This window comes from Vibrio sp. YT-18, assembly GCF_033337345.1.
Lineage (GTDB): Bacteria > Pseudomonadota > Gammaproteobacteria > Enterobacterales > Vibrionaceae > Vibrio > Vibrio alginolyticus.
Genome location: NZ_JAWOQO010000019.1, coordinates 26,050 through 40,770 on the forward strand (window position 1 = coordinate 26,050; position 14,721 = coordinate 40,770).

11 protein-coding genes are annotated in these 14,721 nt (G+C 46.1%); 9 read left to right on the forward strand and 2 right to left on the reverse strand.

Features of this window, described 5'->3' with window-relative positions; all coding sequences use genetic code 11:
- Positions 1-92: 92 nt before the first annotated feature.
- A complete protein-coding gene (locus R7M72_RS20135) occupies positions 93-1,625 on the forward strand; it encodes an inorganic triphosphatase (RefSeq protein ID WP_005379894.1) in 1,533 nt (510 codons plus the stop codon).
- 41 nt (positions 1,626-1,666) lie between these two features.
- Here R7M72_RS20135 and R7M72_RS20140 read toward each other — a convergent pair whose 3' ends face one another.
- Positions 1,667-2,440, reverse strand: coding sequence for a potassium channel family protein (locus tag R7M72_RS20140; RefSeq protein WP_005387432.1), 774 nt, complete (start codon positions 2,438-2,440; stop codon positions 1,667-1,669).
- A 105-nt stretch (positions 2,441-2,545) separates the two neighbouring features.
- On the opposite strand from R7M72_RS20140, the gene R7M72_RS20145 reads away from it, so the two are divergent.
- The 3 genes from R7M72_RS20145 (at position 2,546) to hldE (ending at position 8,257) form a co-directional block, all read left to right on the forward strand.
- Positions 2,546-3,802, forward strand: a complete 1,257-nt coding sequence (locus R7M72_RS20145; RefSeq protein WP_318056299.1) for a methyl-accepting chemotaxis protein — start codon at positions 2,546-2,548, stop codon at positions 3,800-3,802.
- A gap of 113 nt (positions 3,803-3,915) precedes the next feature.
- Positions 3,916-6,759 carry a bifunctional [glutamate--ammonia ligase]-adenylyl-L-tyrosine phosphorylase/[glutamate--ammonia-ligase] adenylyltransferase gene (gene glnE, locus R7M72_RS20150; protein WP_213906126.1) on the forward strand — a complete coding sequence of 948 codons (2,844 nt, stop codon included), beginning with the start codon at positions 3,916-3,918 and terminating at the stop codon, positions 6,757-6,759.
- 67 nt (positions 6,760-6,826) lie between these two features.
- A complete protein-coding gene (gene hldE / locus R7M72_RS20155) occupies positions 6,827-8,257 on the forward strand; it encodes a bifunctional D-glycero-beta-D-manno-heptose-7-phosphate kinase/D-glycero-beta-D-manno-heptose 1-phosphate adenylyltransferase HldE (protein WP_017633601.1) in 1,431 nt (476 codons plus the stop codon).
- A 179-nt stretch (positions 8,258-8,436) separates the two neighbouring features.
- Here the strand turns inward: hldE and tolC are convergent, their stop codons facing one another.
- Positions 8,437-9,765 carry an outer membrane channel protein TolC gene (gene tolC / locus R7M72_RS20160; protein WP_005379884.1) on the reverse strand — a complete coding sequence of 443 codons (1,329 nt, stop codon included), beginning with the start codon at positions 9,763-9,765 and terminating at the stop codon, positions 8,437-8,439.
- Between the two features lie 229 nt (positions 9,766-9,994).
- Between tolC and nudF the strand changes: the two genes are divergently transcribed.
- From nudF to parE, 5 genes are all read left to right on the forward strand, one after another.
- Entirely contained in the window at positions 9,995-10,645 is a 651-nt protein-coding gene (gene nudF, locus R7M72_RS20165; protein ID WP_005379881.1) for an ADP-ribose diphosphatase, read from the forward strand.
- Positions 10,645-11,088 carry a DUF1249 family protein gene (locus R7M72_RS20170; RefSeq protein WP_005379879.1) on the forward strand — a complete coding sequence of 148 codons (444 nt, stop codon included), beginning with the start codon at positions 10,645-10,647 and terminating at the stop codon, positions 11,086-11,088. Before nudF ends, R7M72_RS20170 begins: the two co-directional genes overlap by 1 nt.
- 61 nt (positions 11,089-11,149) lie before the next feature.
- A complete protein-coding gene (cpdA, locus tag R7M72_RS20175; RefSeq protein WP_005379877.1) occupies positions 11,150-11,956 on the forward strand; it encodes a 3',5'-cyclic-AMP phosphodiesterase in 807 nt (268 codons plus the stop codon).
- A 47-nt stretch (positions 11,957-12,003) separates the two neighbouring features.
- Complete coding sequence (yqiA, locus tag R7M72_RS20180; protein ID WP_005379875.1) at positions 12,004-12,588, forward strand: esterase YqiA; 585 nt, start codon at positions 12,004-12,006, stop codon at positions 12,586-12,588.
- 249 nt (positions 12,589-12,837) lie between these two features.
- A complete protein-coding gene (gene parE, locus R7M72_RS20185) occupies positions 12,838-14,718 on the forward strand; it encodes a DNA topoisomerase IV subunit B (RefSeq protein WP_005379872.1) in 1,881 nt (626 codons plus the stop codon).
- The last annotated feature ends 3 nt before the right edge of the window (positions 14,719-14,721 follow it).

Consider the following 14,721-nt stretch of genomic DNA (forward strand, 5'->3'; position numbering starts at 1 on the left):
CTGTTTTAGATCATCAATCCGGCGATATTTCTCTCTTGCCGTGTGAGAAATTACGCAATATCCTGTTTCTATCTGCTTTGAAAGGTATAGCTATGGAAACCGAAATAGAACTGAAGTTTTTTGTTTCTCCTGAATTTTCAGAAACTTTAAAAGAAAAAATTTCTGAGACAAAAGTACTTCAGCATAGTTGTCGTGACTTGGGTAACACCTATTTTGATACTGCCGATAAATGGCTTCGAAAGCACGACATTGGTTTAAGAATTCGCCGTTTTGATGATGTATTCGTCCAAACCGTAAAGACAGCAGGACGCGTCGTCGCAGGCTTACATCAAAGACCAGAATACAATGCTGAGCACACTAGCGACGAGCCTAATCTGTCGCTTCATCCTCTAGATATTTGGCCTCCAGGTAAAGATGCAGAAACGCTGCAATCCGAGCTTATGCCATTATTCTCGACCAACTTCACACGTGAACAATGGCTGATTGGCATGCCCGATGGCAGTCAGATTGAAGTTGCTTTTGACCAAGGCTTAGTTGTAGCCAAAGGTGAAGACGAAGAAGAGAAGCAAGAGCCAATTTGCGAAGTTGAACTGGAACTTAAGTCTGGCCAAACCGAAGCTTTATTCACACTGGCACGCAGCTTTTGCGAGCAAGGTGGTATGCGCTTGGGTAACTTGAGCAAAGCGGCGAAAGGTTATCGACTTGCAAGCGGTTATGCGGGTGATGAAGTAAAATCATTGGCACTTGTGGACAGTAGTCCGACGGATACCGTTGAATTTTGCTTGATCAACTCTTTAGAGCACGCTTTGTCTCATTGGCATTATCACGAGCAAATTTATGCTGAGCGTGACAGCGTGGAAGCACTGCGTGAAATCAGTAATGCCATTCGTTTCATTCGTCAAACATTGACCATCTTTGGCGGGATTGTCCCTCGTCGCGCGAGCGCGATTCTGCGCCAAGAGCTTAAATGGTTGGAAGAAGAACTGAGTTGGTTAGATGAGCATGCACACCTTGAAGAGCTCTTAGATGACAAAGGCAATGTGCTGCGTAAGTTGGATGCGCGTAAGTTCTTAGTATCTGAGCTGACTCAGCAGTTACAAGAGTTGCCAAGCCGTGAAGAAGTGCTAGGGTTGCTCAATTCCGCGCGTTACACAGGGTTACTGCTGGATCTAAGCCGCTGGATCTTAGCACGCGGTTGGCAGCCATTTCTTGATGAAAAAGCACGTGAAAAAATGGCAAGTAACATCATGCCGTTTTCAGTTACTCAGCTCGATCGCACTTGGGCTGAGCTAATGGAAGCTTTCCCAGCAGAGCGCGATTTGACGGCGCAAGAGTACGTTGATCAGCGTTATCGCTTATTGCGTAACCTCTATACTGGTATTGGTTTCGCGAGTTTGTATAACTCGGATGAGCGTAACAGCTTCCGTTTACCATGGGCGGATCTAGTGCATGGTATCGATGATCTGCTAATGCTGAACCACTTACTCCCATTGGTTGATATGCTGGAAGACGCAGAAAAAGAGCAGTTAGAACGCTGGTTGCACCGTCAAGAGCGCTCAATTTTGCATGCAATGGATCAAACCCGAGCGATCAGTGTGGAAGTTCAGCCTTATTGGCGTGAATGATCGTTCTGGTGATAAGAACAAAAAAATAGGACCGCATGGTCCTATTTTTTTGTCTCTGTTTTACGTTGTTGTAGCTCTTTTTCCATGAAATCGAGTCGTTCTAGTATTTGCGCTTGTTGGCTTAGGAGCTGCTCGAGCATACGTTCTTTATTGATTGAACTGTGCGTCTGTTGTTTCGTTGGGGCAGTAAGGATAGAGGTGATAAGACCCGAGATCATACCAAAGATACCCACCCCGCAAACAATGATGATGACAGCCAAAAACTTTCCTATGGAGGTCACAGGATAATGATCGCCGTAACCAACCGTTGAGATCGTTACAAATACCCACCACAAAGCATCGGCGCCAGTGCGAATATTCGCTTCTGGGTTTTTCGCTTCGATAAACAGCATTGCACTAGAACCGAGCGTTATGAGGATAACCATCAATAGCAGTATAGAGGCAACCGTAGTTTCGCGGCGGTTTTCTTTGAGCTGATGCAAAATGAACTTTGACGAACGCAGTACTAATACCACTCGCATAATATGAAAAATACGCGCAAAGCGCAGGGGCTCTATCAATGGGATGCTCGCCACGAAATCTATCCAATGACGTTTAAGGAATAACCAGCGATCTGTGGACCGGATCAAATCAATGGTGAGCTGTAGTAGAAAAATACTACAGATTATGAAATCCAGACCGATAAGAACTTGACGGGTTTCGTGATCGATCGGGAAAAACAACAAGCCAGAGATCACAAATAGTGCCATAAAAGACAATATTAGTGACAACAGGCCCATCGGTCGTGTGCTGTCTTTGATATCATTGTTTTTCATACGAAGCTCAAAATAAATCGCGTAACCACGCAAAGCGCGAACATAACTATAAGTAATATAAAGATTATAGATAAAGACTATATAAGACTCGGTGGAGAACTGACAATGGAAAAGCTGGCATTTAAGCCATGGGAAAGGGTCATATCCGACATTCGACTGGTGCCTAAAATGGTCATGTTGATGGTCTTCAGTACTGTCCTGATCGTGGCAAAACAACTGTGGGACGCAAACACTTTTTACGACTCACTTTTAGCGGCGACACAAAACGCTCAAGTTGCCCAACAGCATTATGAAGCATACTTAACGCAAGTTGCTTGGCAAACCGCCTTATTGATAGTGGTTTTTGTCGTGCTCTTATTAGCGGCGGCTAGAGTGATGTTGCGTCAAACACAGTATCTGAGCGACGCGATCAAACTGATGGCGAGCAAGAACCTCTCTGTTCCATTTGGTATGGATTGTAAAGATGAATACGGAGACGTGGCACGTGAATTAGAAAAGACACGTCGACAATTGCACGATGTGATTCAAATGCAAATTAATGCGTCTGATGAATTATCAACGCTCACCGAAGTCATGACACTGAGCATGTCGGAAACGAAGGAATCGGCGCAAGAAGAGTTTAACGAAATTGATCAACTTGCTACGGCGATGAGTGAAATGTCGTCGACGGTCCAAACGGTTGCGGAACATGCCCAGACGGCATCTTCTCTGACAGAGCAAGCTTCCGAACAAGCAATTTCTGGTCAGCAGTTCTTGCAAAGTACAATGGCGAAAATGAGTGAACTTTCGTCGGATATCGCTTCATCGGCACAAGCGGTTAACCAAGTTGAAGAACGTGTTGAAGCCATTGGTAGCGTTGTAGGGACGATTCAAGGCATTTCTGAGCAAACCAACCTGCTTGCACTGAATGCGGCGATTGAAGCGGCGCGAGCTGGCGAGGCTGGGCGGGGTTTTGCTGTGGTTGCAGATGAAGTTCGTAACCTTGCCCAACGTACACAACAAGCGACGGTAGAAATTCAAGAGATGATCGCACAGCTGCAAACCAGTGCTGAATCTGCGGTAGAACTCATGGAAAAAAGCGTTGTGGAAGCGGCAGATGGAAACGAGCTGGTTTCTAATGCTGGATCTGAGCTCGATGGTATTGTTGGGCAAGTGACGCAAATCAATGACATGAACTTCCAGATCGCGACGGCGTCTGGTCAGCAAAGCAGTGTTGCAGAAGAGATGAGCCAAAACCTCACCAATGTACGTGAGTTGGTGGAAGCCTCAGTTGTTGTCGTTACCGAGCTGCTAGAAACCTCTGAAATGATGCAAAATAATGCAGGTGAGCTAGACAAGAAGATCAAATCTTTCCAAGTTTAATATTCGATCCCGAACTTTTGATAAAACGCCCACAAACCTTTTGTGGGCGTTTTTATTTGCTTTCAGTCTGGTATAAAGAATGAGTTACCGTGCTTTTCAAACAAGGAAGAAAAATGCAGCTGCCTTCGCCACTGATTTCTATCGCTGAATCTGCCGTACAAAACGCCCAAGACGCAGGTTATTTTCCCCTTTGGCCCGATGAGGTTGCGCAGCAATTTCGTTATGTGGCGGGCTTAAGCCAATTTATAACCGAAGCCATTCATCGCGATGAAGTCCTAGCCCGTGAGTTGCCAAGTATGTTAGCGCAGCCAAGTCGTCAGGAGTCTTACCGCTCGCGTCTTGCTGAACTGTTGGAACAATGTCCTGATGAGATGTCTGGTCATCGCGTGTTGCGTCAGTTTCGCAACCGAGAAATGGTGTACATTGCGTGGAAGGATTTCACGCATGCATGGTCGCTAGAGACGTCTTTAAGCCACTTATCTGAGTTGGCAGAAGCGATGATTTTTGAAACCTATCAATGGCAATATCAAGTGTGTTGTCAGGAGTGGGGCACGCCAACAAGTGAGGACGGTGAAGTGCAGCCGATGTTAATTATCGGCATGGGGAAACTGGGTGGTGGCGAGTTAAACTTTTCTTCCGATATTGATCTAATTTTCACGTATCCAGAGAATGGCGAAACCCAAGGCGCACGCCGCAGCATTGCCAATGCCCAGTTCTTTACTCGTCTTGGTCAACGCATCATCAAAGCGCTCGACCAACAAACCTTCGATGGTTTTTGCTACCGCGTCGACATGCGACTTCGCCCATTTGGAGAAAGTGGCCCCTTGGTAATGAGCTATGCCGCACTTGAAGATTATTACCAAGAACAGGGGCGAGATTGGGAACGTTACGCGATGATCAAAGCTCGGGTGATGGGATGTGAGATGTACCCGCAGTATCAAGAGCTACGCCAAATGCTGCGCCCTTTTGTTTTTCGTCGTTATATTGATTTCAGTGCGATTCAATCTTTGCGACGAATGAAGTCGATGATCAGTAGCGAGGTTCGCCGCCGAGGGTTGAATAACAACATTAAGCTAGGTGCGGGTGGCATCCGAGAAATTGAATTTATCGCTCAAGTTTTTCAATTGATTCGAGGTGGTCGAGAGCCTTCTTTGCGTAATCGAGGGCTGTTGGAAACGCTGCAAGGCATTGAAGAACTGGCATTGCTTACTCCAAAAGAAGTCAGCGATCTAGAAGCTGCATACAAGTACTTGCGTCAATTAGAAAACTTGTTGCAAGCAATGGCGGATAAGCAAACCCAGACGCTGCCTGATTGCGAAACCGAACGCTTAAAGCTCGCCACTGCGATGAAAATGAGCTGTTGGGAGCAATTAATTGAGCAAACCCAGCAGCATATGGCAAATGTTCACCAAGTTTTTGAATCACTAATTGGTGATGATGAAGAAGACGAGGGGACTACTGTTGCTCGTCATTTTCATGAGCTATGGGATATGGCCGACAAACAAGACGTTCTTGAGCATATCTTGCAGCAGGATATTCAGATTGAAGACTTTGCTTCATGCGCGAAAACCATCATCAACTTTAAAACCGATCTGGCCAAAAAAACGTTAGGCCCACGTGGACGCGAAGTGCTCAACCGTTTGATGCCGAAAGTGTTTGATGCGGTCTTTGCCCATCCTGATGCACAGTTTGGTTTATCTCGTGTACTTCACTTGCTACACAACATCTGCACTCGCACAACTTACTTGGAATTATTGGATGAGCATCCAGCGGCTCTGGTGCAGCTCGTACGTTTGTGTACCGCAAGCCCAATGATTTCAGAGCAGCTGTCTCGTTATCCTATCTTGCTTGATGAGTTGATCGACCCTGCGCAGCTGTACAATCCCATTCCATTAGACAGTTACCGTACAGAGCTGCGTGATTATTTGGCACGTATTCCTGAAGATGATATGGAACAGCAAATGGAAGCGTTGCGTCAGTTTAAGCAAATTTGTATTTTGCGTATTGCAGCGGCAGATATTGCTGGCGCATTGCCAGTGATGAAAGTGAGTGACCATTTAACTTACTTAGCGGAAGCTATCGTGGATGCGGTGGTCAGTCAGGCTTGGTTGCAAGTGTCTGAAAAGTACGGCGAGCCAACGCATGTGAAAGATCGTGAAGGTAAAGGCTTTGCTGTAATTGGTTATGGTAAAGTCGGAGGGTGGGAGCTCGGCTATAACTCCGATTTGGATATTGTCTTCATGCATGACTGCCCCGTCAATGTCTACACTGACGGCAAAAAAGAGATTGATGGTCGTCAGTTCTACCTTCGTTTAGCACAGCGTATCATTCATATTTTCTCCACTCGCACCGCTTCCGGTATTTTATACGAGGTCGATACCCGATTGCGTCCGTCCGGTGCATCGGGTTTGTTGGTTAGCCCAACGGACGCGTTCGACGACTATCAACATCAAGACGCGTGGACATGGGAGCATCAAGCACTTGTCCGCGCGCGCATGATTTATGGTGATGAACCACTGGCGATTGCATTTCACAATACGCGGCATGATGTGCTGTGCAAAGCACGCGATCAAGCTGAACTGAAAAAAGACGTTGTCGAAATGAGAGAAAAAATGCGCGGTCATCTTGGGGGGAAAAAGCCAGGCCGCTTTATGCTCAAGCAAGATGTCGGTGGGATTACCGATATCGAATTTCTCGCTCAGTACCTAGTGCTCAACTATAGTCACGATAAGCCGAAATTGACGCGTTGGTGTGATAATGTGCGCATCTTTGAAACGCTCATTGCGCAAGATGTTATGGACGAAGACCAAGCAATGCAGTTGATACGTGCTTACACGACAATGCGCAACGAAATACACCGCCGAAATCTACTCAATTTAGACGCTGATGTGGTGGAAGATAAGTTTGTTGCCGAAAGGGAGTGGGTAAAACAGGCTTGGAATCAGTGGTTCAGTTAAGACCATATATTTAGCCTCGATAAGGGCTGTGATAAACTCACTTCGATTTAATTTTTGGAGACCAACAATGAAACCAATTCTACCTGATTACAACAGCGCTGGTGTGCTCATCATCGGTGATGTCATGCTAGATCGTTACTGGTATGGCCCAACCGGGCGCATTTCTCCTGAAGCGCCGGTTCCTGTTGTAAAAGTAGAAAACAATGAAGAGCGTCCTGGTGGTGCTGCGAACGTTGCGATGAACATCGCATCACTAGGTGGCCATGCTCACATTGTTGGTCTAACTGGGGAAGATGAGCCTGCAAAAGTGCTGACGGAGACGCTGAGCTCACTCAATGTGAAGTGCGATTTCGTTGCACTGCCTGATTACCCAACGATTACGAAGCTTCGTGTAATGAGCCGTGGACAACAGCTTATTCGTCTCGACTTCGAAGACAAGTTTGAAAACACAGATTCTGCACCTGTGCTATCACGTATGGATGCCGCACTGCCAAACGTTAAAGCCGTGATTATGTCTGACTACGCAAAAGGCTCGTTAGAGCATGTTCAGGCATACATTCAAAAAGCGCGCGCAGCAAATATTCCGGTTTTCATTGACCCGAAAGGTGCGGATTTTGAACGCTACCGTGGCGCAACACTTCTTACGCCAAACATGAAAGAGTTCGAAGACGTTGTAGGTAAAGTGAAATCTGACCAAGAGCTAGTAGAGAAAGCACTGGCTTTGGTTGAAGAGTTTGAATTTGAAGCGCTTTTGGTGACACGCAGCGAAAACGGAATGACCTTGATTCGTCGTGGCCAGGAACCGTTCCACCTTCCAACTCAAGCGAAAGAAGTGTACGACGTGACAGGTGCGGGCGACACGGTTATCTCTGTATTGGCAGCGTCTGTTGCCGCAGGCAAATCATTTGAAGAAGCGTGTGCATTAGCAAACGCAGCGGCAGGTGTTGTGGTTGGTAAACTAGGCACGTCAACGCTTTCTGAGATTGAATTAGCAGAAGCGGTACATGGCAGCCAAGACACGGATTACGGTGTGATTTCAGAAAAAGCACTGATCGAAGCGGTAAAAAAAGCACGAGCTCGTGGCGAGAAAGTCGTTATGACAAATGGCTGCTTTGATATTCTACACGCTGGGCATGTGTCTTACTTAAACCATGCTGCTGAACTGGGCGATCGCTTAATCGTTGCGGTAAATACCGATGAGTCAGTAAAACGCCTTAAAGGCCCTGGTCGTCCGGTAAACCCAACCGATCGCCGCATGGCGGTGTTGGCAGGTTTGGGCGCTGTGGATTGGGTTGTACCATTTAGTGAAGATACGCCGCAGCGTTTGATCTCAGAAGTTCTACCAAGCTTGCTAGTAAAAGGCGGTGACTACAAACCAGAAGAGATTGCTGGTGGTAAAGAAGTCATTGCGGCGGGTGGTGAAGTTCGTGTATTGAACTTTGAAGATGGCTGCTCGACCAGTGAAATCATTAATGCAATCAAAGGCGGTAAGGGCTAAGCCTGCTGTTTGTTAGCATTGAAATGCTATTTGCTCATAAAGGTCGCTAAGTGCGGCCTTTTTGATACTTGATGCTCAGAGACACTTATAGGCTCTGAACTATAAGTAATAAAAAACGCCAGCTGATAACTCAACTGGCGTTTTTTTATTTATTAAGGCCTGAAGTATTCAGTTCGCGGTTATTTTGCCGCTTTCAAACCTGCATCAACATCCAAGATGTCTTGTTCGCTTAGCGTACCAACGGCTTGGCGTAGCTGAAGAACACTTAAAATGTAGTCGTAACGAGCGTTCGATAGGTTTTTGTTCGCATCGTATAGACGACGAGTCGCGTCCAGTACATCAACGATAGTACGAGTACCTACATCAAAGCCAGCTTCTGTTGCTTCTAGTGCAGAGCGTGCAGAAATAACCGCTTGCTCATACGCACGTAATGCGCCGATAGAGGCGTTAATGTTGTTGTTTTGTGCGCGAACATCTTTTACTACGCTACGGTACTGTGCTTCAAGATCTTCGCTTGCTGCCACGTACGCGTATTCAGCCTGTTTGGTTTGAGAGGTTACGTTACCACCTGTGTATAGCGGTACTGCAAGGTTCACACCAATATTGAAGTTGTCTGTCGTGTTATCACGAGAGCTATGAGAAGTATCACCGTAGTTGTAACCACCATCTAGAGAGAGCGTTGGTAGGTGGCCAGAGCTTGCTAGTGAAATATTGTCACGCGCAATGTCTTGAAGAATACGTGAAGATAGCAAGGTCAGGTTTTTGGTTTTTGCTTCATCAATGAGCGATTCAGCTGGTACGGTCGATGGGCTAGCAGTGAAGCGGCCAGTGTCCAAAATGTTGAGATCTTTGTGCTCTTGGCCTGTAATTTCACGCAGTGACTCGTAGCTATTAGTGAGCGCGTTTTCTGCCAACACTTCGTCCGCTAGCACTTGGTCGTACTGAGCTTGTGCGTCATGCACGTCAGTGATTGCAGACAAACCTACTTCAAAACGCTGTTTAGTTTGCTCAAGTTGACGGCCAACCGCGGCTTTTTCTGCACGTACGAAAACAAGATTATCTTGTGCGCGTAGAACTTCAAAATACGCTTGTGACACGCGAAGAATCAGTGCCTGTTGCGTCGCAGCGTAAGTTGCGTCTGCTTGGCGAGCACTTTTCTCAGCAGTATCTAGAGAGATCCAAGATGCGCGGTTGTAAAGTGCTTGTGAAAAGCTAACGCCAGCGGTTAGTGCGTTGCCATCGTTTGATACGTCGCTAATTAGATTTGAATCGTATTCAGTATCACCACGAGTTAAATTGTAACCCGCAGTAAGGTTAATTTGTGGTAATAGAGCACTACGGCTTGAGGTGATTGCTTCGAAAGCTTGGTCACGTTGTGCTGCTACACTGAGCAATTGTGGATCATTTTGTTTTGCCAAGTCGTAGATTTCAGCCAAAGAGTCTGCGAACGCAGACGTACTCATGCTACCTAGCGCTGCACTGATAAATAGTGGAAGCAATTTTTTCATTTTCTATTCCCGCGGTCCATAGATTGGTTAATTCTCAGTAGTTTAACTCAATTTGCACGATATTTACTCTAAAGTTTGCACTTTTTTACACGTAATTATCCACTTGTGCAATAAATTTTTAGCAAAGACTTAAATTAATTTGTAACTATTATACAAAAAGTTGAGCCAAGTCCTTTGAGCAAGCGAATAACAATGAGTAAACTACAGGATTCACTCAGAGAGGTGTTGAATGCAACAGCGTGACAAACAACAACAAGATTTTACTTCGCGAGATGTAAAAGTCATCTCGAAAGAAACCTTATTTGAAGGTTTTTTCAAAATGGTGAAATACCGCTTTCAGCATAGGCTATTTGCTGGTGGTTGGAGTGGAGTTGTCGAACGAGAAATGTTCGAGCGTGGTCACGCAGCAGCGATGCTTCCTTATGATCCAAAGACGGACCAGGTCGTAATCATTGAACAGATTCGTATTGGCGCGTTGGAACATGAACACCCTTGGCAGCTAGAAATTGTCGCCGGTATGATTGACCGCGATGAATCTGCTGAAGCCGTAATTCGTCGAGAGGCTGTCGAAGAAGCGGGGATTCAGGTGGGGCGCGTTATACCTGTCACTTCTTATTATCCTTCGGCTGGTGGTTGCTCGGAAAAGCTAGACGTCTTTGTTGGTGAAGTGGATGCGTCTAAAGCGCACGGCATTCATGGTTTAGACTATGAGAATGAAGATATCCGAGTTCATGTCATGAGTCGTGAAACGGCGTATCAATGGGTGAAGGACGGAAAATTTGAAAATGGTGCGTCGATTATTGCGTTGCAATGGCTGCAATTACACCATCAAGAGTTAAAGTCAGAATGGGGACTATCCCAAACGGTGGAGAGTGAGTAATGGCACAATTGGCTGAAAAACAGAGATATCATGTTGATTTAGCTGGTCTTATGAGAACGTATGAGACCAACTACGCTAAATTGAATGCCTTATTGCCTGCTTCTGCTGAAGTTGGGGATGTACGTTGCTACCAAGCGGCGAACATGGTTTACCAATTGACCGTGAATGAAATCACAAAATACACCACAGTTGTTGAGATATGTCAGAGTGATGAAACGCCAGTGTTTCCTTTACCGACGATGTCTGTCAGGCTTTATCATGATGCGAGAGTAGCCGAAGTATGCTCAAGCGGAGAGTTCTCTCGCATAAAAGCTAAGTATGATTATCCCAATGACCAACTGATGCAGAAAGATGAAAAGCATCAATTAAACACATTCCTCGGTGAATGGCTGACGTTTTGTTTACGAAGTGGTATCAGTAGAACACCACTTGCCTTCAATTGATCGTCACTTCACTAAAGGAAAATAACAAATAACGATATAGTGGACGAATCAGGTTTTCATTTTGCAATCATCTAGTGACAGCATCAAACTTTTACAAATTACGGATACTCATCTGTTTGCTGCCGATGAGGGAAGTTTGCTAAGCGTAAAAACAGTCGATAGCTTTAATGCTGTTGTTGCTGATGTTTTACGCCGCAACGTGGCGTTTGATTACATCTTGGCGACAGGCGATATTTCCCAAGACCATAGTGCAGAATCTTATCAGCGCTTTGCCAACGGCATTGAACCGCTAGAGAAAGACTGCTTTTGGCTACCTGGTAATCATGATTACAAGCCTAATATGGGCAGTGTTTTGCCTTCGCCACAAATCAAAGCCGCAGAGCATGTGTTGCTTGGCGAGCATTGGCAGTTAATTCTTTTAGACTCGCAAGTTGTTGGCGTTCCTCATGGGCGCTTGAGTGATCAGCAATTAACGCTACTCGAAGAAAAGCTAGCCGAACACCCAGAAAGACACACACTTGTTTTGTTGCATCATCACCCGTTACTGGTCGGAAGCGCGTGGCTTGATCAACATACTTTAAAAGATGCCGAAGCGTTTTGGCAGGTTGTCGAGCGTTTTGATAACGTGAAAGGCATTCTCTGTGGTCATGTTCATCAAGATATGAATGTGCTTTACAAGGGCATTCGAGTGATGGCAACACCCTCAACTTGTGTTCAGTTTAAGCCTAACTCGGATGATTTTGCCCTTGATACCACTTCGCCTGGTTGGCGGGAGCTGCAACTACACGCTTGTGGCGATATTACGACCCAAGTAGGTCGGCTTCCTGATGGCCAGTTCCAACCAGACTTCTCTTCTAACGGCTACTAACGCGCCCGAGCTCTCTGTTCGGGCTCGCTTTTTTGTGCGAGATATCTATGAGTAAACCTTCACTTCTTCTCTATATCCATGGCTTTAATAGCTCTCCACTCTCCATGAAAGCGAATGTGATGAGAGCCTACTGCGAGCAACATAGGTCTGATATCAAGGTGATTGTTCCCCAGTTACCTTGTTATCCTCAGCAAGCGGCGAAAATGTTGTTGGATATTATCGAGCAATATAAAGATGACTATAAAATTGGTCTAGTGGGCAGCTCATTAGGCGGTTTTATGTCAACGTGGCTAAATGACAAGTTTGGGTTTAAAGCGGTAGTGGTTAACCCCGCAGTCAAGCCTTATGAGTTGCTAGTAGATTATTTGGGTAAGCAAACTAACCCATATACGCATGAAACCTATACACTTGAAGCTTGTCATATTGACGAGTTAAAAGCTCTTGATGTACAAAGCATCGCGTCGCCACATTCTTTTTGGTTATTGCAACAAACAGAAGATGAGGTTTTAGACTATCGACAAGCGGTAGATAAGTTTGCAGACGCTAAGCAAACAGTAGAACAAGGCGGTGATCACAGTTTTGTAGGCTTTGAGCGTTATCCTGCACAGATTATCGAATTTCTAGAACTGTAATTCGAAAGCGATTGGAAAAGGCTCATAGTTTTTATTGATATATCCAACCGTTTCTTGACATGGGCGGTATGCTTTCCGACTATGTTTTGCCAAAAGATCTTAAGGGTCGAGGACCCTGGCTACTTTGTTATGCATCATGTTTACAAACTCTTAGTGATGTGAACAGGGTGGCTTTTTCGTTTCCTGAGTATGGGTACGCCCATTGGTGATACTCAGGCAACAAGTAAACTTTGAGAATAATTCCGTATTATGACTGAACAATATAATGCTGGTGCCATTGAAGTACTGAATGGCTTAGAGCCAGTACGTCGCCGACCAGGGATGTATACGGATACAGCGCGCCCAAACCATTTGGGCCAAGAAGTTATCGACAACAGTGTCGATGAAGCGCTAGCCGGACATGCCTCAAAAGTACAAGTCATCCTACATGCTGACCAATCACTCGAAGTGATCGATGATGGTCGAGGCATGCCTGTTGATATCCACCCAGAAGAGAAAGTATCAGGCGTAGAGCTAATTCTATGTAAGCTACATGCGGGTGGTAAGTTCTCTAACAAAAACTACCAATTCTCTGGTGGTTTGCACGGGGTAGGTATATCTGTAGTAAACGCGTTGTCAAAACGCGTTGAAGTAACAGTTCGTCGTGATGGTCAAGTGTATGAAATTGCATTTGAACACGGCGAGAAAGTGTCTGATCTGACCGTAACTGGCACATGTGGTCGTCGCAATCGCGGTACCAGCGTACATTTCTGGCCTGATGCGAAGTACTTCGATTCGGCTAACTTCTCTGTGACGCGATTAGTCAACAACCTGCGCGCAAAAGCGGTTTTGTGTCCGGGCTTAGAAATCACATTAACCGACAAAGTTAATGACAAAGACTATAAGTGGTACTACGAAGATGGTTTGAAAGACTATCTTGCGGAAGGTGTAAAAGGCTATCCAGTTATTCCTGAAGAACCATTTACTGGTGAGTTCTTGGCGGATACTGAAGCGGCAAACTGGGCGGTAATTTGGCAGCCAGAAGGCGGTGAGATGATCACCGAAAGCTACGTTAACCTGATCCCAACCGCTCAAGGTGGTACGCACGTTAATGGTTTACGCCAAGGCTTGTTGGAAGCGATGCGCGAATTCTGTGAGTTCCGTAATCTATTACCTCGTGGTGTGAAGCTAACGGGTGATGACGTTTTCGACCGCTGTTCTTACGTGCTGTCGGTTAAAATTCAAGATCCACAATTTGCAGGCCAGACCAAGGAACGTCTCTCTTCTCGTCAAACCGCGGCATTTGTCTCTGGCGTTGTAAAAGATGCGTTCAGTCTTTGGTTGAACGAAAAGCCTCAGCTCGCAGAGCAATTGGCAGAAGTCTGTATCGCTAACGCGCACCGTCGTATGCGAGCGGCGAAAAAAGTCGTACGTAAGAAAGTGGCATCCGGCCCGGCATTGCCAGGCAAGTTGACCGACTGTTCTGCACAGGACTTAAGTCGCACGGAAATCTTCTTTGTGGAGGGTGACTCTGCGGGTGGCTCGGCAAAACAGGCACGTGACCGTGAATTCCAAGCCGTGATGCCACTGCGTGGTAAGATCTTGAACACGTGGGAAGTCTCTGCCGATCAAGTTCTTGCGTCTCAAGAAGTACACGATATCTCTGTTGCTTTGGGTATTGACCCAGATAGCGACAACCTCGAGAGTCTTCGTTACGGTAAGATCTGTATCCTTGCCGATGCGGACTCGGATGGTCTTCACATCGCAACGCTGCTTTGTGCTCTATTTACTCGTCACTTCCGCGCACTAGTGGAAGCGGGTCATATCTATGTGGCGATGCCGCCTCTGTATCGAATCGACTGCGGGAAAGAAGTGTTCTACGCCCTCGATGATGATGAAAAAGATGGCATTTTAGAGCGCTTGTCGAAGAAGAAAGCCAAAATCAACGTGCAACGATTCAAAGGTCTGGGTGAGATGAACCCACTTCAGTTGCGTGAAACCACCATGGATCCGAACACGCGTCGCTTAGTGCAGTTAACCATTGACGACTCTACGGCGACCATGGAAATGATGGACATGCTGCTAGGTAAAAAGCGTGCAGATGACCGTCGTTCTTGGCTACAAAACAACGGCGACTTGGCAGAGGTGTAACGG